The 24,470-nt window shown below is 39.6% G+C and carries 20 protein-coding genes and 3 tRNA genes; 13 read left to right on the top strand and 10 right to left on the bottom strand.

What is annotated here, in order from left to right:
• Nucleotides 1-53: 53 nt before the first annotated feature.
• Nucleotides 54-545 carry an SPOR domain-containing protein gene (locus tag C1721_RS15995; RefSeq protein WP_102409154.1) on the bottom strand — a complete coding sequence of 164 codons (492 nt, stop codon included), beginning with the start codon at nt 543-545 and terminating at the stop codon, nt 54-56.
• 85 nt (nt 546-630) lie between these two features.
• Here C1721_RS15995 and dpp5 point away from each other — a divergent pair, with 85 nt between their 5' ends.
• Both dpp5 and udk read left to right on the top strand, forming a co-directional pair.
• Nucleotides 631-2,739: a dipeptidyl-peptidase Dpp5 gene (gene dpp5, locus C1721_RS15990; RefSeq protein WP_199830419.1), complete on the top strand. Its 2,109-nt coding sequence runs from the start codon at nt 631-633 to the stop codon at nt 2,737-2,739.
• A gap of 7 nt (nt 2,740-2,746) precedes the next feature.
• Complete coding sequence (gene udk, locus C1721_RS15985; RefSeq protein WP_102409153.1) at nt 2,747-3,367, top strand: uridine kinase; 621 nt, start codon at nt 2,747-2,749, stop codon at nt 3,365-3,367.
• A 47-nt stretch (nt 3,368-3,414) separates the two neighbouring features.
• On the opposite strand, the gene C1721_RS15980 is transcribed toward udk, so the two are convergent.
• The gene (locus C1721_RS15980; protein ID WP_102409152.1) at nt 3,415-4,473 is read right to left on the bottom strand and encodes a class I fructose-bisphosphate aldolase; all 1,059 of its coding nucleotides are present in this window, start codon (nt 4,471-4,473) and stop codon (nt 3,415-3,417) included.
• Between the two features lie 180 nt (nt 4,474-4,653).
• On the opposite strand from C1721_RS15980, the gene C1721_RS15975 reads away from it, so the two are divergent.
• The 3 genes from C1721_RS15975 (at nt 4,654) to C1721_RS15965 (ending at nt 6,803) form a co-directional block, all read left to right on the top strand.
• Entirely contained in the window at nt 4,654-5,205 is a 552-nt protein-coding gene (locus C1721_RS15975; RefSeq protein WP_102409151.1) for an NADH peroxidase, read from the top strand.
• 118 nt (nt 5,206-5,323) lie between these two features.
• Nucleotides 5,324-5,410: transfer RNA gene (locus C1721_RS15970), tRNA-Ser, on the top strand.
• Nucleotides 5,411-5,642: 232 nt separating this feature from the next.
• The gene (locus C1721_RS15965; protein ID WP_227472121.1) at nt 5,643-6,803 is read left to right on the top strand and encodes a family 10 glycosylhydrolase; all 1,161 of its coding nucleotides are present in this window, start codon (nt 5,643-5,645) and stop codon (nt 6,801-6,803) included.
• A 127-nt stretch (nt 6,804-6,930) separates the two neighbouring features.
• Here the strand turns inward: C1721_RS15965 and C1721_RS15960 are convergent, their stop codons facing one another.
• Nucleotides 6,931-7,392: a methylated-DNA--[protein]-cysteine S-methyltransferase gene (locus tag C1721_RS15960; RefSeq protein ID WP_102409149.1), complete on the bottom strand. Its 462-nt coding sequence runs from the start codon at nt 7,390-7,392 to the stop codon at nt 6,931-6,933.
• 220 nt (nt 7,393-7,612) lie between these two features.
• Between C1721_RS15960 and C1721_RS15955 the strand changes: the two genes are divergently transcribed.
• Nucleotides 7,613-7,697, top strand: a tRNA-Ser gene (locus C1721_RS15955).
• 137 nt (nt 7,698-7,834) lie between these two features.
• On the opposite strand, the gene C1721_RS15950 is transcribed toward C1721_RS15955, so the two are convergent.
• Nucleotides 7,835-10,120, bottom strand: coding sequence for an NADP-dependent malic enzyme (locus C1721_RS15950; RefSeq protein ID WP_102409148.1), 2,286 nt, complete (start codon nt 10,118-10,120; stop codon nt 7,835-7,837).
• 203 nt (nt 10,121-10,323) lie between these two features.
• Between C1721_RS15950 and C1721_RS15945 the strand changes: the two genes are divergently transcribed.
• Nucleotides 10,324-10,668 carry a hypothetical protein gene (locus C1721_RS15945; protein WP_227472021.1) on the top strand — a complete coding sequence of 115 codons (345 nt, stop codon included), beginning with the start codon at nt 10,324-10,326 and terminating at the stop codon, nt 10,666-10,668.
• Between the two features lie 147 nt (nt 10,669-10,815).
• Nucleotides 10,816-13,122 (top strand): TonB-dependent receptor, encoded by a 2,307-nt coding sequence (locus C1721_RS15940; protein ID WP_102409146.1) that lies wholly within the window; start codon nt 10,816-10,818, stop codon nt 13,120-13,122.
• Nucleotides 13,123-13,245: 123 nt separating this feature from the next.
• Here C1721_RS15940 and yihA read toward each other — a convergent pair whose 3' ends face one another.
• The 4 genes from yihA to C1721_RS15920 form a co-directional block, all read right to left on the bottom strand.
• On the bottom strand, nt 13,246-13,842 hold the full coding sequence (gene yihA / locus C1721_RS15935) for a ribosome biogenesis GTP-binding protein YihA/YsxC (protein ID WP_102409145.1): 597 nt from the start codon (nt 13,840-13,842) through the stop codon (nt 13,246-13,248).
• A 41-nt stretch (nt 13,843-13,883) separates the two neighbouring features.
• A complete protein-coding gene (locus C1721_RS15930) occupies nt 13,884-15,353 on the bottom strand; it encodes a sodium:solute symporter (protein WP_102409144.1) in 1,470 nt (489 codons plus the stop codon).
• Nucleotides 15,354-15,596: 243 nt separating this feature from the next.
• Complete coding sequence (locus C1721_RS15925) at nt 15,597-16,913, bottom strand: SpoIID/LytB domain-containing protein (protein WP_102409143.1); 1,317 nt, start codon at nt 16,911-16,913, stop codon at nt 15,597-15,599.
• An 84-nt stretch (nt 16,914-16,997) separates the two neighbouring features.
• Nucleotides 16,998-18,992, bottom strand: a complete 1,995-nt coding sequence (locus tag C1721_RS15920) for an OPT family oligopeptide transporter (protein ID WP_102409142.1) — start codon at nt 18,990-18,992, stop codon at nt 16,998-17,000.
• A gap of 374 nt (nt 18,993-19,366) precedes the next feature.
• Here C1721_RS15920 and recR point away from each other — a divergent pair, with 374 nt between their 5' ends.
• From recR to C1721_RS15905, 3 genes are all read left to right on the top strand, one after another.
• The gene (recR, locus tag C1721_RS15915; protein WP_102409141.1) at nt 19,367-19,990 is read left to right on the top strand and encodes a recombination mediator RecR; all 624 of its coding nucleotides are present in this window, start codon (nt 19,367-19,369) and stop codon (nt 19,988-19,990) included.
• A 77-nt stretch (nt 19,991-20,067) separates the two neighbouring features.
• The gene (locus tag C1721_RS15910; RefSeq protein ID WP_102409140.1) at nt 20,068-21,243 is read left to right on the top strand and encodes a glycosyltransferase family 2 protein; all 1,176 of its coding nucleotides are present in this window, start codon (nt 20,068-20,070) and stop codon (nt 21,241-21,243) included.
• Nucleotide 21,244: 1 nt separating this feature from the next.
• A complete protein-coding gene (locus C1721_RS15905; protein ID WP_102409139.1) occupies nt 21,245-21,781 on the top strand; it encodes a GNAT family N-acetyltransferase in 537 nt (178 codons plus the stop codon).
• 9 nt (nt 21,782-21,790) lie between these two features.
• Here the strand turns inward: C1721_RS15905 and C1721_RS15900 are convergent, their stop codons facing one another.
• Nucleotides 21,791-22,387 (bottom strand): YqgE/AlgH family protein, encoded by a 597-nt coding sequence (locus C1721_RS15900; RefSeq protein WP_102409138.1) that lies wholly within the window; start codon nt 22,385-22,387, stop codon nt 21,791-21,793.
• Nucleotides 22,388-22,506: 119 nt separating this feature from the next.
• Nucleotides 22,507-23,820, bottom strand: coding sequence for a pyridoxal phosphate-dependent aminotransferase (locus tag C1721_RS15895; RefSeq protein ID WP_102409137.1), 1,314 nt, complete (start codon nt 23,818-23,820; stop codon nt 22,507-22,509).
• Nucleotides 23,821-23,954: 134 nt separating this feature from the next.
• Here C1721_RS15895 and C1721_RS15890 point away from each other — a divergent pair.
• Both C1721_RS15890 and C1721_RS15885 read left to right on the top strand, forming a co-directional pair.
• Nucleotides 23,955-24,028: transfer RNA gene (locus C1721_RS15890), tRNA-Asp, on the top strand.
• Between the two features lie 243 nt (nt 24,029-24,271).
• A partial coding sequence (locus tag C1721_RS15885; protein ID WP_234347558.1) for an Arm DNA-binding domain-containing protein occupies nt 24,272-24,470 on the top strand: 199 nt, incomplete at its 3' end.

The raw sequence follows: 24,470 nt of genomic DNA, 5'->3' as shown, positions 1-24,470 counted from the left end.
TTTTTATAATAAGTTTTTATCTGTTATATGAGGACTTTCTGTAGCCTATATAATTAGTATTGTCTTTCTAATAACCATGCATCTTGGAAATTAGGAGCATATTTGGCTTTGATTGCATCACGACTGTCAGCAGCATCGGCTTTATTATCGAAACTGGCAACGATAACGCGTAACATACCTTGTTCATTTTCACCTAAAACAGCATTATAACCGTCTCTCTGCATACGTTCTTTCAGAGAATAGGCATTTGTCTTGTTTTTGAAACTTCCTACTACTACACTATAGCGTTTCAGACGGCTGGCGTCTTCACCTTGTGCAGCGTTAATTCTTTCCGTACGTGTGGTTGCATTGGATACTCTTGGTTTTGAAACAGGAGTAACATCTTCAACAACTTCAGTATCTTCCTCTATTACCTCAACAGGAGCTGTAGATTCTTTTTCTTTGGCTTGTTCGTAAGCAGCCTTGTACGCGCTCTGTTTAGGTTTGCATGAGCCGAATGCTAATACCATACATATAGCGGCTCCAAATAACCAAATCTTATTCATACTGTTCAGTTCTTAAATTAGATGTGCAAAGATATAAATTATATTTAGTACTTTCGCACTCATAACATAATATATTATAAAGTACATGAATAAAACTATTGGAATAATGCTTATGACAACGTCTGTATTATTAGGAGCTTGCAGCTTGAAAACGGATGTAAACGTCAATGTAAAAGTAACCGGGGATGGAGACATTATTGGACGTTCTGATATAAAAGTTCCTGCTGGACTTATGACTCCTGAATCGTTATGGGCAATGGGACGTATTGGCGGTTTTAATGTTTCACCGGATAATAAAAAAGTGGTTTATACGGTAGCATATTACAGTGTTCCGGAGAATAAAAGTAATCGTGAAGTGTTTGTAATGAACGCAGATGGAACAGACAATAAGCAAATTACGAAAACGGAATATTCGGAGAATGAAGCTGTGTGGATTAAGGGAGGAACTAAGATTGCATTTCTTTGTTCTGAAAGTGGCAGTAACCAGTTATGGGAAATGAATCCTGATGGAACCGATCGTAAACAGCTTTCTCATTATGATGGAAATATTGAGGGGTTTGCCTTTTCGCCAGATGAAAAGAAAGTTCTTTTTATTTCTCAGGTAAAGACTGTGAAGAGTACTTCCGAAAAGTATCCTGATTTGGATAAAGCAACAGGAATCATTATAACGGATTTGATGTATAAACATTGGGATGAATGGGTTACTACTGCCCCTCATCCTTTCATTGCCGACTTTGACGGAAAGACTGTAAGTAATCCTATCGATGTGATGGAAGGTGAATTGTTTGAAAGTCCTATGAAACCATTTGGTGGTATAGAGCAATTAGCCTGGAATACAACTTCAGACAAGGTTGCATATACTAGTCGTAAAAAGATTGGCAGAGAATATGCAATCTCTACTAATTCCGATATTTATGTTTATGATTTAAAAACTAAGCAGACTGTTAATATTACCAAGGATAATCTGGGTTATGATACCAATCCTCAATATTCTCCGGATGGTAAAAGTATCGCTTGGCTGAGTATGGAACGTGATGGTTATGAGGCCGATCAAAATCGTCTTATGGTAATGAATCTGGAAACAGGAGAAAAGAGATTTGTAAGTAAAGATTTTGATTCAAATGTAAATGATTTTTGTTGGAGTGCCAATGCTAAAATGATTTACTTTACTGGTGTATGGCATGGTGAAATTCAGATATATGAAGCTGATGTAACAGCATGTACTGTTAAACCGCTTACTAATGGTATGCACGATTATAGTTCTGTAGCTTTATTGGGTGATAAACTTATCGCAAAACGCCAATCAATGAGCATGGGTGATGAAATTTATTCCATTGATCTTAATGGAGGTGCAACTCAGCTTACTTTTGAAAATAAACATATCTATGACCAGCTTACAATGGGAAAAGTAGAGGGGCGTTGGATGAAAACTTCAGATGGTAAAGAAATGCTAACTTGGGTTATTTATCCTCCACAGTTTGATCCGAACAAGAAATATCCTACTTTGCTCTTTTGTGAGGGTGGCCCTCAAAGTCCTGTAAGTCAATTTTGGTCGTACCGTTGGAATTTCCAGATTATGGCGGCAAATGATTATATTATCGTTGCTCCTAATCGTCGTGGTTTACCGGGATTTGGCTTGGAATGGAATGAAGCTGTTAGCGGCGATTATGGTGGACAGTGTATGAAGGATTATTTTACAGCCATAGATGAGATGTCAAAAGAATCATTTGTCGATAAAGACCGTTTAGGCTGTGTGGGTGCCAGCTTTGGAGGTTTTTCCGTTTATTGGCTTGCCGGGCATCATGATAAACGTTTCAAAGCATTTATTGCCCACGATGGTATTTTTAATATGGAAATGCAATATTTGGAAACTGAAGAAATGTGGTTTGCCAATTGGGATATGGGAGGCGCATATTGGGAAAAAAATAATGCGACAGCTCAACGAACATTTGCTAATTCTCCTCATAAGTTTGTAGATAAATGGGACACTCCGATTCTCTGCATTCATGGCGAAAAAGATTATCGCATATTAGCAAATCAAGGTATGGCTGCTTTCAACGCTGCTGTTCTTCGGGGTGTTCCTGCTGAGTTATTGATTTATCCGGATGAAAATCATTGGGTATTAAAGCCCCAGAACGGTATTTTATGGCAACGAACTTTCTTTGAATGGTTGGATAAGTGGCTGAAAAAATAAAATAGACATGCTTATAATAGGAATAGCAGGCGGAACCGGTTCGGGTAAAACTACCGTAGTACGTAAAATAATAGAGAGTTTACCTGAGGGAGAAGTTGTTTTGCTCCCTCAGGACTCATATTATAAAGATAGCAGTCATGTTCCAGTGGAAGAAAGGCAGAATATCAATTTCGATCATCCTGATGCTTTTGACTGGTCATTACTTTCTCTTCACGTTGCAATGTTGAAGGAAGGTAAAAGTATTGAGCAACCAACTTACTCATATCTTACTTGCACACGCCAACCGGAGACAATTCATATAGAACCTCGTGACGTAGTTATCATTGAAGGTATTTTGGCTCTATGTGATAAAAAATTGAGAAATCTTATGGATTTGAAAGTTTTTGTAGATGCTGATTCCGATGAACGTCTGATACGTGTTATCCAGCGTGATGTTGTGGAGCGCGGACGAACGGCGGAAGCTGTTATGACACGATATACGCACGTGCTCAAACCTATGCACCAACAATTTATCGAGCCTTCTAAACGCTATGCCGATCTGATTATCCCTCAAGGGGGTGATAATCAGATTGCTATAGATATTCTCAGAATGTTTATTGAGAAGAATCTTAATTTGGGAAATAAATAAAAAAAGGCTGTTTTCATAGACAGCCTTTTTGATGTTTTCTAGATTTCTTATGCAATCGTTATATCTTTATTTAGATAAATATCTTGTATGGTATTGAGTAAAGTAACACCATCTTTCATCGGTTTTTGAAATGCTTTTCTACCGCTTATAAGTCCCATGCCACCGGCACGTTTGTTTACAATGGCTGTAATGACAGCTTCTTTCAAATCGGAATCTCCATGTGATTCTCCTCCGGAATTAATCAAACCGACACGTCCCATGTAGCTGTTTGCTACTTGATAACGGCATAAATCGATAGGATGTTCCGTTGTTAGTTCCGTATACATTTTCTGATTTATTTTACCGAAATTGATAGCTGTAAAGCCTCCATTGTTTTCAGGTAGTTTTTGTTTTACAATATCGGCCTGTATCGTGACTCCTAGATGATTTGCCTGTCCGGTAAGATCAGCTGCGGCATGATAATCTATTCCATCTTTTTTGAATGCGTTATTACGTAAATAGCACCAGAGAACGGTTGCCATACCTAATTCATGAGCGTATTCAAAAACTTCTGCTACTTCTATAAGTTGCCGGCGACTTTCTTCTGAGCCAAAATAAATAGTTGCACCAACAGCTATAGCTCCCATATTCCATGCTTCTTTTACTGTTCCAAACATGATTTGATTGTAAGAATTGGGATAACTTAATAGTTCATTATGGTTCAGCTTTACAAGGAATGGAATTTTGTGTGCATATTTACGTGCAACGATTCCCAATACTCCGAAAGTTGATGCTACAGCATTACATCCTCCTTCAATGGCTAGCTTTACGATGTTTTCAGGATCAAAATATAATGGATTAGGGGCAAATGATGCTCCTGCAGTATGTTCTATACCTTGGTCTACGGGTAAAATAGATACATAGCCAGTATTAGCCAATCTTCCATGCCTTAATATAGTTTGTAAGCTATTTAACGTTTGGTTGTTTCTGTCGGATTGTATCCAAATATCATCAACAGAGGTAGATGATGGTATATGTATGAGCGATTTATCGATCGTTTTGCAAGAGTGATTCAAGTAGAATTCGCTTTTGTCTCCTAATAAGCTAATAATCTTTGAAGTATCCATAATATATCTATTTTGTAATTATATATTATAATAACATTTAGTGTCAGAGATAGGTTTCATAGTTTTTATCAATTAACACATAAATCGAATCTATTAAAAAAGTTCTTCCATGTTGGAATGTTTGGTTAATTTTGTCAATGAAACCAATAAATTAAAAAGAACCAATAAAATTTTACTAAGATGAAGAAAAAATGGATATGCACAGTATGTGGTTACGTGCATGAAGGTGATGAAGCTCCAGAATTTTGTCCTCAATGCAAACAGCCAAAGAGCAAGTTTAAAGAATTAGTGGAAACAGAAGGTGCATTGAAGTTCGTTGATGAACATGTACTGGGTGTAGCTAAAGGCGTTGATCCTGTCATTCTGGAAGGTCTTAATGCTCACTTTATGGGCGAGTGTACAGAAGTCGGCATGTATTTGGCAATGAGTCGTCAGGCTGATCGCGAAGGTTATCCTGAGGTTGCTGAAGCTTTTAAGCGTTATGCTTGGGAAGAAGCAGAACATGCTGCTAAGTTTGCCGAATTGCTGGGGGACGTTGTATGGGATACAAAGACGAATTTGAAGAAACGTATGGAAGCAGAAGCTGGTGCTTGCGAGGATAAAAAACGTATCGCAACATTAGCAAAACAACAAAATTTAGATGCAATTCATGATACGGTTCATGAAATGTGTAAAGATGAAGCTCGTCATGGCAAAGGATTTGAAGGGTTATACAATCGTTATTTTAAGTAATTTGTAGGAAATAGTTCATGATGGCAATAAAAGGGTATCCTTGAAAAGATACCCTTTTTTTTATTCTTTTAAAGAATAATCAATTCTTAGATTTTGTATATTTGCCTCGACCGATAATGGAAAGATGCCGGAGTGGTCGAACGGGCCGCACTCGAAATGCGGTGAACGGGTAACTGTTCCCAGGGTTCGAATCCCTGTCTTTCCGCTTATTATTAGGTGTTTACTTGTTAATTGAAATGTGAAAAGATCATGTAATCCTTATCTTTATTTATCTTAAACTTGTGTATCGGTTATAATTTTACGGAATAGAACTGTAATTGAGAAATATAAATTTTAAATTAATAAATAACAAATAGCAAATGAAAAAAGTGAGTTTTTGTATCGGGATAATCTGTTGTCTTTGTTTAATCTCTTGTAATGGAGTAAAACAGACTCATTTGGATAAACCAAAGTACCTGTGGTTTGATGCGCAAGGAAACTTTGATCGTTTTTCTAATAAAGATTCTATTATTTATTATTTGGATAAAACTAAAGAATCCGGATTCAATACCGTAGTAATTGATGCACGTGGTTTGAATGGTTATGCTAATTATTCCAGTAACATACTCCCGTCTGCACGCCCAAATCAAGATTGGGATTATTTACAATTTTTTATTGATGAATCTCGTAAACGAAATCTTGAGGTGTGTGTATCTGTTACTGTTTTTCCTGCTGGCCGTCCTTTTAATAGAACGGGTGTGGTTTATGACGATAATAAATGGGATGGAAAAACTGCCGTATTATATACTCCTAATGGGATGATTGATATTAAGGACGATACAACAAAAGTAGCCGTGTTCTTAAATCCTATTTTACCAGAAGTGCAAGACTACTGCTTGAGCTATATAAAAGAACTTGTTACGAACTATGAATTTGATGGTCTTGCATTAGATTATTGCCGTTATTCAGGTATAGATTCTGATTTTTCCGAAGCAAGTAAAAAAGGCTTTGAAGAATACATAGGGAAGGAGGTCGTTAATTTTCCCACAGATATTTTTACGTGGCAAAAAGATGAAAATGGAGAATTTTATGTGAACGACGGAGAGTTAGCTCCATTATGGTATGAGTATCGTTCAATGGCTATACATGATTTCGTTAAAAGAGTAAAGGAAGAAATAAAGGCAATCAAACCTTCTATCCGTCTTGAATATTGGAATGCTTCTTGGCATCATGTTTTGTATCGTCAGGGACAGAATTGGGCAAATAAAAACTATGATCCGTATGGCAAATATCCGTGGGCTTCTAAGAATTATAAAAACACTGGGTTTGCCGAACATCTGGATCGATATATGAATGGTGCATATTTGGAAAGAGTATATGGTTTGGATGATCCGGAGTCTATTGAGTTTGCTTATGAAAAAGGCAAACGACTTATTGGTGGTGATAATATGATGCTGGGTAGTATTTATGCTCAAGCTCATGATATAATGGAGGATGCGGCATATGTATCTTTGGAACAAACTGAAGGATTAGTTGTTTTTGACATTTTACAGGTTATTAAATTTAATTTGTGGGATGATTTTAAACGAGCGATAGATAAGTACGAGTCACAGAAATAACATGAGAGAGTATAAATATATTAGGATATAATTTTCATAATTAAGGCGTCTGGATTAGAAATAGTCCGGACGTTTTTTTTATAAGAAGTAAGATAAATGATTGGCGGAAGAAGAGTTTTTAATCATTTTATCTTTTCTGCCTTTCCAGTTGGAGTAAATATTCTTTATTGGGCAATCCACCTCCATAACCTACTAATTTTCCATTGGCTCCAATTACCCGATGGCAAGGTATAACAATAGAAATAGGATTCCGGTTGTTTGCCATCCCCACTGCACGACAAGCTTTATTATTGCCAATAGCTTCTGCTACTTGCTTATAACTCCAAGTTTCACCGTAAGGAATAGTTCGTAATGCTTCCCATACTTTTTTCTGAAAAGGTGTTCCTTCCAAACTCAAAGGAAGATCAAAGGAGGTTCTTTTCCCTTGAAAGTATTCTTCAATCTGTTTATAAGCCTTTTTGATGAGAGGGGTTTCTTTCTGAATGGCCGGTGTTTCATTCGGTCGGTAAGTTATATGGGTTATTGCATTTTCATTAGCTTGTATTTCTAAGTCTCCTACCGGTGTAGTATAAGTATAACTGTATTTCATCTATTTGTTGTGTTGTATTAGAAAATGTATATACAAAGTAAATATATTTTTTTGAATTTAGAAATTGTTGAGAGTCATTTTTTTAGAGTATGAATAAACACAATGCGAGTAACGTTTGTGTAAAAATAAATCTTCAAAATTTGGAACTAATAAGTAAATCTCTTACCTTTGCACCCGAATTAAAGAATGGGACAATTCCCATGATGTTATTTGATAGATTGGAGAGATGGCAGAGTGGTCGATTGCGGCGGTCTTGAAAACCGTTGAACCGAGAGGTTCCTGGGGTTCGAATCCCTATCTCTCCGCAGAAAATTAAAATCCTTGTAGACTTTGGTCTATGAGGATTTTTTGTGAAAACAATGTTGACTTATTCTAATTGAAAATATCCGAAGTAACTATCTTAAATATCAAAATAGTTACTTCGGATATTAAATTCCCAGTTTTATCCTTCTTTCTCAATCTGATCCTGAACAATAGCGTCAACAACTGCTACCGTAGTAAGATTCAATATATCACGCGTAGAACTTTCTACATCGGTGAAATGGATTGGTTTGTTTAGTCCCATCTGGATCGGGCCGATTGTTTCAGTCACTCCCAGTGTGTCTAATAGTTTATAGGCACTGTTTGCGGAACTCAGGTTCGGAAATACAAGAGTGTTGACGTCTTGTCCTTTCAGTTTATTGAACGGATACATTTCATCACGCAACTTTTTATCTAAAGCAAAGTTTACCTGCATTTCTCCGTCTATTACTATTTCCGGATAATTTCTGTGTAAGTAGTTGATAGCTTCATGCACTTTCAATGGGCTTCCTTGCTTGTCGGAACCGAAGTTTGAATATGACAACATTGCCATAACAGGCTCATGTGCAAAAAATTTCACTGCATCATGAGTTAATCGTGCGATGTCGATCAATACTTCTGTAGAAGGGTGACGATTTATTAATGTATCGGAGATAAAGAAAGTTCCTTTTTTGCAAGTAACGATATTCATTGCTCCGAAGTGATTATATGTAGGGCGAATACCTATAATCTGTTCTGCCATTTTTGTTACCTCTGAATAGCGACTGTAAACTCCGGTTATAAAAGCATCAGCGTCACCGGTGGCAACCATCATCATACCGAAAGCATTGCGGTCTACCATTTTTTCACAGGCTTCTGCAAATGTTACCCCTTCGCGGGCCTTCTTTTCTGATAAGATACGAGCATAATGATGGCGGCGTTCTGTTTCACGGTCGTGACGAAGATTCACTATTTCAATACCTTCCAGACTGATATTTTCTTCTGCTGCGATTTTTGCCAAACGTTCTTCGTTACCTAATAAAATAGGAATACAAATTCCTTCCGCTTTTGCTTCGGAAGCAGCTTTCAGCATGTTTACATGGTTTGCTTCTGCAAATACAACACGTTTCGGATTTGCTTTGGCCATATCTGTGAAAGAACGAAGCAGTTTGTTGTCATATCCCATCATTTCACGTAAATGGTTTGCGTAACCTTCCCAATCCGTGATCGTTTTACGTGCAACTCCCGATTCAATAGCAGCTTTGGCTACGGCACAAGAAACACGGGTCAACAAACGTGGATCCAGAGCTTTTGGTAAAATATAGTCACGCCCAAAAGTCGTACGTTTGAGTTTATAAGCGGCATTTACTACATCCGGAACCGGTTCTTTTGCGAGTTCGGCAATAGCATAAACAGCTGCCAATTTCATTTCTTCATTAATTGCCTTGGCATGCGTGTCTAGCGCACCACGGAAAATGTATGGAAATCCTAATACATTATTTATCTGGTTGGGATAATCGGAACGACCGGTGGCAAATATAATATCTTCGCGAGACGCCATTGCATCAGCATATGAAATCTCAGGATTTGGATTAGCTAAAGCAAACACAATAGGGTTTTCCTTCATGGTACGAACCATTTCTTGTGTCAATACGTTTGCTACAGATAGACCGAGAAATACGTCGGCATCTATTACTGCTTCCTGTAGGGTTTTAATGTCTTTGGTGGTTGCGAATTCTTTCTTTGATTCATTTAAATCTGTACGATGAATAGAAATAACACCTTTGCTGTCGCACATTATGATGTTTTCTTTTCGTGCGCCAAGCATTACATATAGTTTAGTACAAGAAATAGACGCAGCCCCCGCACCGTTTACTACAATCTTAACATCTTCAATTTTCTTACCGGCAATTTCCAGAGCATTGATCAATCCGGCTCCGGAAATGATTGCTGTTCCATGCTGGTCATCGTGCATTACCGGAATATCCAATTCTGCTTTTAAGCGGGTTTCGATCTCGAAACACTCAGGAGCTTTAATGTCTTCCAGATTGATACCTCCGAAAGTTGGTGAAATTGCTTTTACTGTTTCGATGAATTTTTCCGGATTTTTTTCGTTCACTTCAATATCGAAAACATCTATACCTGCAAATATTTTAAAAAGTAAACCTTTTCCTTCCATTACTGGTTTGCCGGCTACGGCACCAATGTCTCCTAATCCTAAAACTGCTGTTCCGTTGGAAATAACGGCAACTAAGTTCCCTTTGGCTGTGTATTCGTATGCGTCTTGTGGGTTCTTTTCTATTTCCAGACAAGGTTCAGCTACTCCGGGAGAGTATGCTAATGATAAATCAGTCTGCGTACTATATGGTTTGGTTGGAATTACTTCTATTTTACCCGGTTTACCTTCGGAGTGATACCGAAGGGCTTCCTCTTTCGTTATTTTTGCCATGTGATTTATGTTTTTATGTTATTGTTCTGTATTATCATCTGCAAAAATAACATATTATTATGAATATACTATATTTTACTTACAGTTAGTAGAACGTATTTTAAAAAGAACAGATTAAATCTCCTATATGCGCCGTATTGTAAAAATGAGTTTATATTGTATCTTTGTAACCGCATATAAATAAAGATTTATTGAAACAAACAATGGTTAAATATCTAAAGTGGTTTCTGCCGGTACTTTTTATTGCGTACTATGGCAGTGTATCATTTTTTATGCATGTTCATATCGAACATGGAACTACCATTGTACATGCTCACCCATTTAAGAAAACGGCGGATGGTACTTGTAACCATCACAGAACACTTGCCGAAATACAATTATTTTCAGCTCTATCTTCAATTCATGTGGTCGACGGAGCTATCCATCTTTTACAACTTCACTTTTATGCGCTCCCTGTAGGCGAGGTATCCGAATCTGTAGTTTCTTCGGATCATCTTGCTCCTACGAGAGGAAAGATACGTCTTCGCGCTCCTCCTTTTATTGCCTGATACAAAAATTATCTCTTTCGAAAGGAATTTGAATTTCTCTCGAGAGAAATTTTATTTTCTCCCGGATGGAATGTTTTTTCATGTGATTTGAATAAGACATTCTGTGTGGAGTGAAGTATTAATATCATACAAATATTTTATCAAGCAATGAATAAGATAACTATACTTATATTATGCCTGTGGTGTGCCTTTTCGGCGGCATGGGCAACGGGCGATGATGCCCCCTTAAATCCGTCGGATGCAAATATTGTAGGCCATATTTTAGATAAGAAGACAAAAGAACATCTTCCGTTTATAAATGTTTTTATACATGGAACTACTATCGGAACGGCTACTGATGCAACGGGCCACTACTATTTGAAGAATCTTCCCGAAGGAAAATATACGCTGGTAATGAAATCGTTGGGCTATAAAACGGTTGAAAAGCAAGTAATACTTAAAAAGGGAAAAACACTTGAAGTGAACTTTGAGGCAGAAGAAGACGCTGTTTCTTTGGATGGTGTAGTGGTTTCTGCTAACAGGCAAGAGACAACTCGCCGGTTAGCTCCGTCGTTGGTTAATGTATTGGATGCAAAAGTGTTTGAAACTACACATGCTACTTCTTTAGCCGACGGATTAAATTTCCAACCGGGTGTTCGTGTGGAGAACAATTGCCAGAATTGTGGTTTTCAACAAGTCCGGATTAACGGATTAGAAGGCCCGTATACACAAATCCTTATAGATAGCCGTCCTATATTTAGTGCCCTAACCGGAGTTTATGGGTTGGAACAGATTCCGGCTAATATGATTGAGAGAGTAGAGGTAATGCGTGGCGGTGGTTCTGCTTTGTTTGGTTCTTCGGCTATTGCCGGAACAATCAATATTATAACAAAAGAACCTTTGCGTAATTCAGCTCAATTGACACATTCATTGACGATGATTGGAGGAAATAGGCCGGATAATAATACCACCTTGAACGCATCGCTGGTAACGGACGACCATAAGGCCGGTATTTATTTGTTTGGACAAACCCGGCATCGCGCTTCTTATGATCATGACGGTGATGGTTTTTCAGAGTTGGGACAATTGAATGCTAAAACCATCGGTTTTCGTTCTTATCTAAAGACCAGTATGTATTCCAAACTGACATTTGAGTTTCATAATATAAGCGAATATCGCCGTGGAGGAGACCACATTAATCTTCCGCCCCACGAAGCCGATGTTGCTGAGCAAACAGATCACACTATTAATGGAGGAGGTTTGAAGTTCGACCTTTTTTCCAAAGATTATAAACATCGTCTGAATATATACACATCGGCACAGCATACGAACCGTAAGAGTTATTATGGAACGAACCAGAATCTGGATGCGTATGGACATACAACGGATATGACTTTTGTAGGAGGTTCGCAATATTCGTATAGCTGGGATAAATGTCTGTTTATGCCGGCTGAGTTTACCGGTGGAATGGAATATAGTTATGACGATTTAAAAGATGAAATGCTGGGTTATAATCGTATCGTTGACCAAAAGGTGCATATCGGCAGTTTGTTTTTACAAAATGAATGGAAGAATGATAAATGGAGTTTCTTAGTAGGAGGTCGTTTCGATAAACATAATTTGCTGGATCATATTATTTTCAGCCCCCGTGCGAATTTACGTTTTAATCCTACTCAGGATATTAATTTACGTTTGTCTTATTCAAGTGGTTTTCGCGCACCGCAAGCTTTTGACGAAGATTTGCATGTGGCGGCTGTTGGTGGAGATGTGGCTATTATCCAGTTATCGCCGGATTTAAAAGAAGAAAAATCGAAGAGTATAAGTGCTTCTGTCGATTTATATCATCGTTTTGGTCCCGTACAAGTCAACTTCCTGGCGGAAGGTTTCTATACCGATTTAAGTGATGTTTTCTTTTTGCAGGAAATAGGGAGAGACGAGCAAGGCAATCTCATATTGGAACGTCATAATAAAGACGGAGCTCGCGTAATGGGATTCAATCTGGAAGGAAAGATGTCTTATTCATGGCTACAGCTACAAGCAGGAGCTACCATTCAGCGCAGCCGATATAAAGATGCTGTAACATGGAGCGAGTCGAATCCGAATCTTCCGGCTCAAAAGAAGATGTTCCGTACTCCGGATGTATATGGTTACTTTACTTCTACTTTTACCCCGGTGAAACGTTTGTCTGCTTCTTTAACCGGAACTTATACGGGTAGCATGTTGGTGCAACATCTGGCAGGATATATTCCGGAAGATCGGGAAGAAACAACGCCCGATTTCTTTGATATGAACCTGAAAATAGCGTATGATATCCCTGTATATAATGTTGTTACTTTGCAGGTTAATGCAGGTGTGCAAAATATGTTCCAAGCCTATCAAAATGATTTTGACCAAGGTAAAGACCGTGACTCTAAATATATTTATGGTCCGGGTACACCACGCAGTTATTTTGTAGGTTGCAAGATTACATATTAATGAAGCCAAGGTGGCACGGCAACTGTACCGGCAGGGCGCAGCACTTGCAGGATGGAGATATCCTGGTAAAGTTGTTGGCGATCCGGGCCACCGTGACTTTCGCCCCCGTTTACTATAGAATGATTAAAGGCTTTTGCTTATATTATCAATATAATCCAGAATTTCGTCACGTCCTTCTTTTTTCTCAGAAGAAGATAACAGGATTGGAGGAAGTTCTTCCCAACTTTCAAGCAATTTCTCTTGATAGGCTTTCAGGTTTTCTTGTAAACGGCTACGGCTTATTTTGTCTGTTTTAGTGAAAATAATAGCGAAAGGAACACCGTTTTCTCCTAGCCATTCCATAAATTCAAGATCTATTTTCTGGGCTTCGTGACGGCTGTCAATAAGAACAAAGAGATTGGTCAGCTGCTCACGTTCCAGAACATAATCTTCAATGATTCGACGTAGTTTTTCACGTCCGCCTTTGCCCTGTTGGGCATAACCATATCCCGGAAGGTCTACTAAATACCATTCATTGTTAATAATAAAATGGTTGATAAGTTGGGTTTTGCCCGGCTTTTGAGAAGTCATGGCCAAGCCCTTTTTATTCGTTAGCATATTGATGAGGGACGATTTTCCTACATTGCTGCGCCCGATGAATGCATATTCCGGCTTATTTCCCTCAGGACATTTTTTTACATCTGTGTTACTTATAACAAATTCAGCACTTTTTATTTCCATGAATTGTATATGTTTCGAGTTATTTATTGATTTGTATTGTATTAATTCTGTTTAGTTGCCAGCTGTTTCTTATTGACGGATGCTGCCCATAGTCCGGCAAATGTAATGCCTCCGTTCACCATTAACATTTCGTATCCGAAAGTATAACCTGCATATTGCCTTACCAGATAATCGGTGGCGAAGCAGATTAGTGGCGAAGCTATACATATATATGGAACATATTTATCCCGTGGTTGTTTCCGGGTAAATAGTCCGAAGACAAATAATCCTAACAATGGACCGTATGTATAAGAGGCGATCATGTAGATAGCATCAATTACGCTTCGGTTGTTCACTGCTTTGAATATAAGGATGATGACGGCAAATAATATCGAAATCATCAAATGTACTTTTAGTCGTGTACGTTTCGCTTTTCGGGCTTCTTCTTTTTCTACTCCCAAAATGTCTACGCAAAAGGATGTTGTCAAGGCTGTCAGGGCGGAATCTGCGCTGCTGAAAGCGGCAGCTATAATTCCGATAGTGAAGAATATAAGAATACTGTGTCCCAAAATGCCCGAAGTACAGAACATCGGTAAGATGTCATCATTCAGTTTCGGCAATTCAATATTCTGCTGGCTTGCCAGTGTAATCAGCAATACGCCTAAAGCAAGGAACAGGAAATTGACAGGAGTAAAGGCAAAGCCGTATGTATACATATTCTTTTGCGCATCTTTCAGGTTTTTGCATGAAAGGTTCTTTTGCATCATATCCTGATCCAATCCTGTCATTACAATAGTGATAAATATCCCGCTGAAGAATTGCTTGAAGAAATTTTGTGTACTGTGCCAATCACTGAATTCAAAAATACGGAAGTGCGGACTGTTCACCAATGTTTTTACCATTCCTGTTGTATCCAGTTCCATTTTCTCTTTTACCTGCCATATGATGACGACAAGCATAGCTATCAGGCAAAGGGCTTGGAGTGTGTCTGTCCAGATAATGGTTTTTATTCCGCTTCGGTACGTATAAAGCCAGACAAGAAAAATACTGAATATGACAGTTACGGCAAATGGGATATTCCATGCGCTGAATACGTATGTTTGTAATATTAGCACCACAAGATAGAGACGGGCGGCAGCTCCTACTATTTTGGATAGTAAAAAGAATGAAGCGCCTGTTTTATAGCCTCTTCTTCCTATCCGGTCATCCAGATAAGAATAGATTGATGTAAGTTGGAGTTTGTAATAAAGAGGGAGCAATACTTTGGCAATTAGTATATAGCCTACAAAAAAACCAAGTACGGTCTGCATGTATGTCATATCAATATTACGTACCATTCCGGGAACAGATACAAATGTTACTCCGGAAAGAGATGTCCCCACCATGCCGATTGATACAATATACCAGGGAGATTTACGGTTTCCCAGAAAGAATGCTTCGTTACCTGAACTTTTCCTTCCGGTAATCCAGGCAATTAATAATAGTATTCCAAAATAAGCAGCAATTATAAAAAGAATGATATAACTATTCATCGAGTGATTGTTATTTTCCACAAAGATATAATAAATGAGAGAATAATTCAGACGGTGAAATAACTAATTGGGCGACAAAATCGGCTTATTCGTCTATAATGTTTGACAATAAGAAAATATAGTTATTCCTTTGTCGCAGATTCGTAGCTCGGGAGAGTGATAAATCTCCGGTATCACAACACCGGGAAATAGGTAAACATTAGGTACAAGGGCGGATATTATGTCCGCCCTTTTTCTTATTGATTAATATCTTTTCTCAATCTCTGTCCCCGGATAATAGTGAGCCAGTATTTGCTTGTAAGAATATCCATTGGCTCCCATTACGGCCGCCCCAATCTGGCATAACCCTACACCATGTCCCCAGCCGGCTCCGGTGAATATAAAGTTCTGTGGAATATCAGACGAATAATCTTTTTTATCTACAACGAAGGCCGAACTGTAGAGATGCGTTTCCGAAAGAGTACGCCGTATTTCCAACTCCTTTCCGATAATGAAACTCTGCCTCGTTCCTACGATCTTTAGTTTTATGATACGTCCGGAAGTACCGCGTTCGATAGGGATTAGATCCAGTATCGCCCCAAAATCCATACCGCTTTTGCGATGGATTAACTCAGCAAGTTGTTTTTGGGTATATTCTATTTTCCAGCGGAAGAAATCTGTCGTTTCCTGGTCATAATTGTTTAATACTTGTTGTAAAATACTTGCATCATGAGTATTGCAAAAGGCTTCCGGTGAAGTTCTTATCCATTTTTCAGCTTCCGCTTCATTTGTAAGATCTGGAAAGTCTAGCCCTTTATCACAGTCTCTTAACGTTGTAAGATATGAATGGGGGACAGGTTCCCAGCAGTTCTCATACTTCTCCGTTATGCCTCCGCAGCATTTAGAAAAGCGTGCGTCACAGATATGTTCGCCATCCGTTAATATCTCTCCGCGTGTTTCACGCATCACTTCTTCTACTATCGGTGTTGAAACACGTGTGATGCCTTGATAACGCTGGCAATGATCGTCGGCACAGACATCAAAATAGGCATGGTCTTCATGATCGTACCAACGGATAAGCTGCTCTTTGTCTCGGAAACAACTTTGGTGTTTTTTCCGGGTATTGCTTAATAAAGAGCTTTTTTCTACCTGGGCAAACAACCAGCTTCTTGAGATTACCGCATGAGCTTTTAATAATTCTTTGGACGCTTGCGCGCTCATTTCGGAAGATATTACGCTAGTAAGATATTCTTCGGCATCTATCTGGTTGATTGCAATGATACTATCTTCTCCGGATACCAGATTCAAAGCGCCGTGGAAACGTTGGTCTTCTTTCCGTTGCCAGTGGAAATGCCGGCCAATGGTTACGGCTTTCAGGTCGAAAGAAGCTTCGGGAAAAGTAGGCTCAAAAAACAGCTCGTTGTATAATTTCCCATTAAACACTATTTTCCCGTTTACAAACAGTGCCCGTTGTTCTCCGGTCAGGAATGTTCCGGTTTCCGTATGAACATATTCATCATTAAAAACGAACGATACGGCCTTTTCCGTCAGAATACCTACATTTACTACGGGTGCTTCCATATTAATAGTTTTTCAATATGCCATGTGCCAATATCCGTTGTCTCTTTTATCAGTTATTGGCATATTAGCATAATGGCACAATATTTATTTTTTTGCTTTTAATGAACTTATTGTCAGATAGGCCATCAATGCCAGATACATTACAATAGCTATAACTCCGGCAAAATTACTGTTCATCCATTCTTCATTTACCAGATTTATGCCGCCAAAACGAAGCGCGGCACTTACTACGCCCATCAATGCGCCGCCGGCAATAAATCCGGAGGCCAACAGCGTTCCCCGTTCCAGTCGGGCTGTGTTAAGGGACTGATCTTTGCTTCGGCTGCCTACATACCAGTTAATAGCTCCGCCAATCAATAACGGCGTATTAAGTTCCAAAGGAATGAACATGCCTAAAGCAAAAGCCAAAGCGGGAATCTTGCAGAAATTCAATATGATGGCCAATACTGCACCTATTGCATACAGAGCCCATGGCGCACCAGCTCCGCTCATCAACGGTTCAATTACGGCAGCCATTGCGTTAGCCTGTGGTGCAGCCAACTGACCGGTGGTAAATCCGTATGTTTGGTTTAATATCAGGATAACGCCTCCTACGGTAGCAGCAGACACCAGTGTGCCCAAAAACTTCCACGACTCTTGTTTGGCAGGCGTACTGCCCAACCAATAACCTATTTTCAAGTCGGTGATGAATCCGCCGGCCATTGATAACGCCGTACAAACCACTCCTCCGATAATCAGGGCCGAAACCATTCCGGCTGTTCCTTTCAGACCGGCAGCAACAAGGATGATAGAAGCGAGAATGAGGGTCATTAGCGTCATGCCGGAAACCGGATTTGTTCCTACAATCGCAATAGCGTTTGCGGCAACGGTAGTAAACAGAAAGGCTATAATTCCTACAAGCAGTAGACCTATAACAGCATAGAACCAATTGTCTAATACGCCGAAATGGAAGAACAGATACGTTATAACCAGCGTTACGATAACTCCTATAGAGATAATTTTCATTGATATATCACGTTGTGTGCGGATAGTTTTCTGTTCACCCTGGCTTCCTTTGCCTTTTAATTCTTTGGAGGCCAGCCCTACAGCTCCACGAATGATACCCCATGATTTAATGATTCCGATAACACCCGCCGTAGCGATACCTCCGATACCGATATGACGTGCGTAAGTAGTAAATATCTCTTCCGCGCTCATGCTTCCCACTGTAGCTGTAATGGCATCGTTCCCGAATGTTAATACATCCGCACCGAATATGGCAGACATGGCAGGGATGATAACCAGCCATACAAGGAATGAACCGGCGCATATAATCATGGAGTATTTCAATCCAACGATATAACCCAGTCCCAGAACAGCAGCTCCGGTGTTTACTTTCAATACCACCTTTGCTTTTTCCGCCAACAATTCCCCGACGCCTATAATGCGGGTGCTTATTGTTTCACTCCACCAACCGAAAGTGGCGATGATAAAGTCGTACAATCCGCCGATAATGCCTGCGAAAATCAGAGGCTTAGCCTGGTTTCCTCCTTTCTCTCCCGATACGAGTACTTGTGTAGTGGCTGTTGCTTCGGGGAAAGGATATTTCCCGTGCATATCCGATACGAAATACTTTCTGAAAGGAATCAATAGTAGAATGCCTAATATACCGCCTAACAGGGAGCTCATAAATACTTCAAAGAAGTTGACACTTATTTCGGGATATTTATCTTGCAGGATATATAGCGCGGGAAGTGTGAATATGGCCCCTGCTACGATAACGCCGCTACTGGCGCCGATAGATTGGATAATCACATTTTCGCCCAACGCGTTTTTTCGTTTGAATCCGCTGGATAATCCCACGGCTATGATCGCAATTGGAATAGCGGCCTCAAATACCTGTCCTACTTTCAGCCCCAGATAAGCGGCTGCGGCACTGAATAAAACAGCCATTACAAGTCCCCAGAAAACCGACCAGGGAGTAACTTCGCGATATTGTTTGTTGGGCGACATGATGGGTTTATATACTTCACCTTCTTTCAATTCCCGGTAGGCATTTTCCGGCAGCCCGCTTACTTTTTCTTCATCTTCTTTCATTATGGTATTAAAAATGTTAGGTTTATTATCCGTTTAGCCGTTATAAATAGAATTAATTGCTGACAAATGTATATTTTATCTTCTAAAGAAACAAATACTTTGATGGTGATAATCTATTCTTTTCATGCCGGTAATTTGTCCTGTAAGTCTTATCTGTTTATGAAAAAGTTCCCGTCATTTTATTCTTTTGACCTAGGGCAAAATCAATTTTGAGCCTGGTCAAAATCAATTACGACCTAGGTCAAAATTAATTTCGAGCCAGGTCAAAAGAATAAATATTCGGGAATTTTGCCGTAATAAGTCGGCATATTGGATGTAAAATATGCTGGGGAGAGAACTAATAAATGCTTATCTTTGTGTCCAAACAATAGAAATTAATGAGTGAAAGATATCCATCTGCTTTGCTGGAAAATGCAGTGAATGAGTTGTCTTCATTGCCCGGAGTGGGACGGAAGACGGCATTGAGACTGGCACTTTATATGCTTCGCCGTGATGTTGGTTATACGGAAAACTTTGCAGCCGCACTGATTGCCCTCCGTCGTGATGTGAAATATTGCAAGCTGTGCCATAATATTTGCGATGATGAATTGTGCTCTATTTGTGCTAATCCTCAACGCGATCATTCTATCGTTTGTGTGGTTGAGAACATAAAGGAGGTGATGGCCATAGAAAATACGGGGCAATTTCATGGCGTTTATCATGTATTGGGTGGCATTATCTCTCCGATGGACGGAACAGGACCGGGTGACTTGGAGATAGACAGCTTGGTAGAACGTGCTGCCGGAGGAGAGGTGAAAGAAATAATTCTTGCGCTTAGTACGACGATGGAGGGAGATACAACGAACTTCTTTATTTACCGGAAACTCTCCGCGTATGAGGTGAAGATTTCAATAATAGCACGAGGTGTTTCCATTGGTGACGAGATAGAATATGCCGACGAGATAACTCTTGGACGCTCCATTGTGAACCGTACTAATTTTAAAGATTCTATAAAAATTTAGGTGATATGCCGTTGGGATATATCCGGATTGCCGGATTGGCCTGGTAGCTTATTGGTATATTGATAAACTCTTATATTATGTATGAAGCCAAAATATCCGTAGTTATAGTAAACTATAATGTAAAGTATTTTTTAGAACAGTGCTTGTATTCCGTGCGTGCAGCTTTGAGCGGCATGGAGGCGGAAATATTTGTGGTGGACAATCATTCTACGGATGGCTCGGCGGAATATCTCAAACCTAACTTCCCGGAGGTTACTTTCATTGAGAATACGGATAACCCCGGCTTTGCCAAAGCAAACAACCAGGCTATCGCCCAATGTAAGGGTGAGTATGTGTTACTGTTGAATCCGGATACGGTAATAGGCGAGGAGAGCCTTCGTTCATTGTGTTATTTTATGGATGAGCATCCCGAATCCGGTGGAATAGGGGTGAAGATGCTGGACGGACATGGCGTTTTCCTGCCGGAGAGTAAACGTTCGTTTCCTTCTCCGTGGGTATCGTTCTGTAAAATCTTCGGACTGTCTAAACTCTTTCCTTCTTCTCCACGTTTTGCCCGTTATGGTCTGCTTTATCTGGATGAGGATAAACAGCATAAAGTAGATGTGCTGGCCGGGGCTTTTATGTTGCTTCGCCACGATGCGCTGGATAAGGTGGGATTGCTGGATGAGGCTTTCTTTATGTATGGCGAAGATATAGACCTTTCGTATCGTTTGGTGCTTGGCGGCTATACGAATTATTATCTGCCCGAACGTATTTTGCATTATAAAGGAGAAAGTACTAAACAGGGCGATCTTAAATATATAAAAGCCTTTTACGGGGCGATGATTATTTTCTTTAAGAAATATTATCCGCACTCGGGATGCGTAATGGGGGCTTTTATTAAGATAGCGGTCTGGTTGAAAGCGCTGCTGGCCACTCCCTTCCGGATGTTGGGCTTAAATAAGAGAAGCAAAAGCAAGCACCGTCGTCTGTTGGTGATGTGCAATGAAGAACACTTTGATGAGATAAAGTCGGTTTGCGCCCAACGTATGCCCGAATTGGAATACATAAATCTTTGGGATCTGGATACGGAGCATGTGATGGATGCTATTTGCCGCCGTAACCAGATGAAGAGCTTTACGGATTATGTGTTCTGCTTTCCCGATGCGCGTTTTGAACAAATGCTTCTTTTCATGGATAAGTTGGTGAACAAAAAGGTTACTTATCACATATATAATAAAAAGAGCGGTCGATTGGTTTCGCCCGGAAAATGATATGGCACAGTTGGAGAATGAATATGTGCGTTTACGTGCACTGGAACCGGAGGATTTGGAATTGTTGTACCATTGGGAAAACAATCCGTCTTTGTGGAATATAGGAAATACCTTATCTCCGTATTCACGTTATATATTAAAGAAGTATATAATGGAATCTCATCATAGTATATATGAGTTGAAGCAATTGCGTCTTATGGTAGATGCCTGTTCTACGGGTGCTACCGTCGGCATGGTTGATTTGTATGATTTTGACCCGCACCATGCCAGAGCCGGCTTAGGCATATTGGTTGATCCGCTTTATCAGGGAAACGGGTTTGCCATACATGCTTTGAATCTGATGCTGGATTATGCTTTCTCCTTCTTAAAACTTCATCAGCTTTACGCGTATATACCCGTGAAGAATGAGTCCAGTAAAACTCTTTTTACCCGTTGCGGGTTTACTGTTACAGGTATTCTTACGGATTGGATTTCTACGGTTGACGGATATTCGGATGTACTCGTTATGCAACGGATTCATGCAAATCCGAAGGAGTAGAAGTAAAGGTCAGTTCAAGTAAGGGTCTTTGGGGTAATTAGTCCACGTTTTGTAACGACTTCCCAGTTCTTTAAGTGAGGCTTTCCAGAATGATTCATCTTCGGCTATCATTATGTTTTCGTTCGTAGACTGGCTTACCACCCATGAGTTACGTGTGATCTCTCCTTCCAGCTGTCCTTCCGTCCATCCGGAATATCCGAGAAAGAACTTTACTTTTCCTTCTATTGAATGTCCGTTGGTGATATAGCGTTTCAATGCTTCAAAGTTACCATCAAAGTACAGCTTATCGTTTATCTTAATGGCATCAGGAATAATTATATCTCCTAATGAATGGATGAAGAACAGACGGTTTGCACTTACCGGACCTCCCAGATATATAGGCATCTGAGGCAATTCTTCAAATTCGGAAAAGAAGGAATTAACCACATATTCTGTTTTTTTATTCAAGACAAACCCCATTGAACCTTGTTCGGTGTGCTCAATTAATAAAACAACCGACCGTTGGAAATAAGCATCTTGAAGAAATGGTTCAGAAATAAGGATACTTCCTTGGGCTGGTAATACGTTATTGTGAGTTATCTTGAATATATCTTTGTATGCTGCCATAGGTCTTTGGGTATAAGTTTATAAAAAACATGGACAATATATGGCTTTTGAAGATAAATCGCAAATGAAAAGCCCGTCAATCTTGTTAATAAAGTTAAAGACTGACGGGCTTCTGTTAATTATACGGGATGGTTTTCTTGAAATTGTTGTAATCGTTCTTCCAATAATGTATACTGGTGATCCTTAATAAAAGACGTGCAAGCGCGTAAACCTTGTTGATTACTTCCTGTCGTACTTAATGATATGGCGCTTACTCCGTAATAAATAAGTTCTTCCATTAATTGGCCTCCGGTCATGCCCGGATATGAGATGGTGAAATAAAATCCGTCTGCGATAGGTTCATCCAAGTCATGATCATAAACAATATTAAACCCGTGTGATGTGAAGATTTTCTTTAATCGTTCGGCTCGTCTCCCATATTCCTTTACTTCTGATATAAAATCGAAAGTTCCGTCCGATGCTGCTTTGAACATCGCAGCTAACGCATATTGGGCAGAATGACTTGTGCCGGATGACATAGCGTAAAGTACGCGGTGGATATAAACCGTACCGAATGTTCCTCCGCCGTACCGTTGTGTAAGTCCCGGATAAGAGCGGTGATACAGTTTGTTTGATATGGCTGTTACGCCAATACGTTGCCCGGCATAACTGAAAGCCTTTGAACCTGAAATTTGTAATATATAATTGTCTGTATAACGGGCTACACTTGCCTGATAGGGTGGTTCAAATGGTTTCCCTAGATTTTTGCGGAAATCCATCGCGAAATAAGCCAGGTCTTCTATAACAATCGTGTCGTATTTGTTTGCCTTTTCTCCTATAATTTGCAGTTCATCCTCAGTCAGACAGAACCATGCCGGATTATTAGGATTAGAGTAAATTATTGCTGCTATGTTGCCTTCCGATAAATGTTCTTCAAGGATGTCACGTAGCTTATTCCCCCGATATTCATATACATCAAAAGATTTATACTTATATCCCATAACCGTAATTTGTTGTTTCTGCACAGGAAATCCCGGATCAATGAATAAGATGGTATCTTTTCCAGGTGTACATTGCCCGCTTACCAGAAAAGAGGCGTATGTTCCTTGCATGGAGCCGGTTACGGGTACGCAACCTTCGGGATCGACATCTATATTAATAAAAGCTTTGATAAAACGTGAGGCTTCATTTTTAACTTCCGGTATTCCGTTAATATTGGGATAAATGGATGCTACACCATTACGTAAAGCCTCTATCTCTGCATCGATGCCTACTTGAGCCGCTTTCAATCCGGGTACTCCCATTTCCATGTGAATGAACTCGGTATTTGTTTCCTTTTCCAGTTGGGTGGAAGTAGCAACCACTTCACGAATGGTGGCTTTCCCAAAGTCAGGAAGTTTGTAGCTTTCTATTATTTGTCTGGCTTTTTGATAATCTACAGGAGTATTTTTCATGATTATGATTTTTTGAAAAGCAAAAGTAGAAAAATAATCTATTCATTCTAATTTTTTTATTGAAACTATTGCGAAATTAAATAATCGCTCTAACTTTGCATCGCAATTTTGAGGAATTGCCATAATGGTTAAATGGTGCGTTAGTTCAGTTGGTTAGAATACATGCCTGTCACGCATGGGGTCACGGGTTCGAGTCCCGTACGCACCGCGAAAGCAAATAGCAAATTAAAGCAAAGCTCTGAAATTCAAAGATTTCATGGCTTTTTCTTTTTCTCCGCTTTGGCAAAAAATAGCGGTTAAAAGTAGTTCTCACGTGGCTTATTCGTGGGACTTTTTGAAAGTCGTTTTTGCTCCCACGAATTGACGCATTTGTCTTTGATTGTCAGTGTTTTGCGTAGCTGGTTTTTGAGCGTAACAAACTAATTTTGTACCACTTAAAAATCAAAGAATTATGGGAGCAGTGAAAAGACACACACTAAGCGTATTGTTCATCATTAAGAAATCAAAACTTCTGAAAAACGGTGAAGCTCCTGTTTGTATGCGCATCACCGTAAACAAGCGAGTAGCCGAAGTTATGATTAAACGGAGTATTCCTGTAGACTTATGGAATCAGAAAAAGGAATGTTCCAAAGGAAAAGACCGTGTAGCCA

Source organism: Parabacteroides bouchesdurhonensis, assembly GCF_900186615.1.
In the GTDB taxonomy this organism is placed as follows: Bacteria; Bacteroidota; Bacteroidia; order Bacteroidales; family Tannerellaceae; genus Parabacteroides; species Parabacteroides bouchesdurhonensis.
The sequence above is the reverse complement of the archived record's forward strand: the minus strand, read 5'-3'. Positions and strand labels throughout refer to the sequence as shown.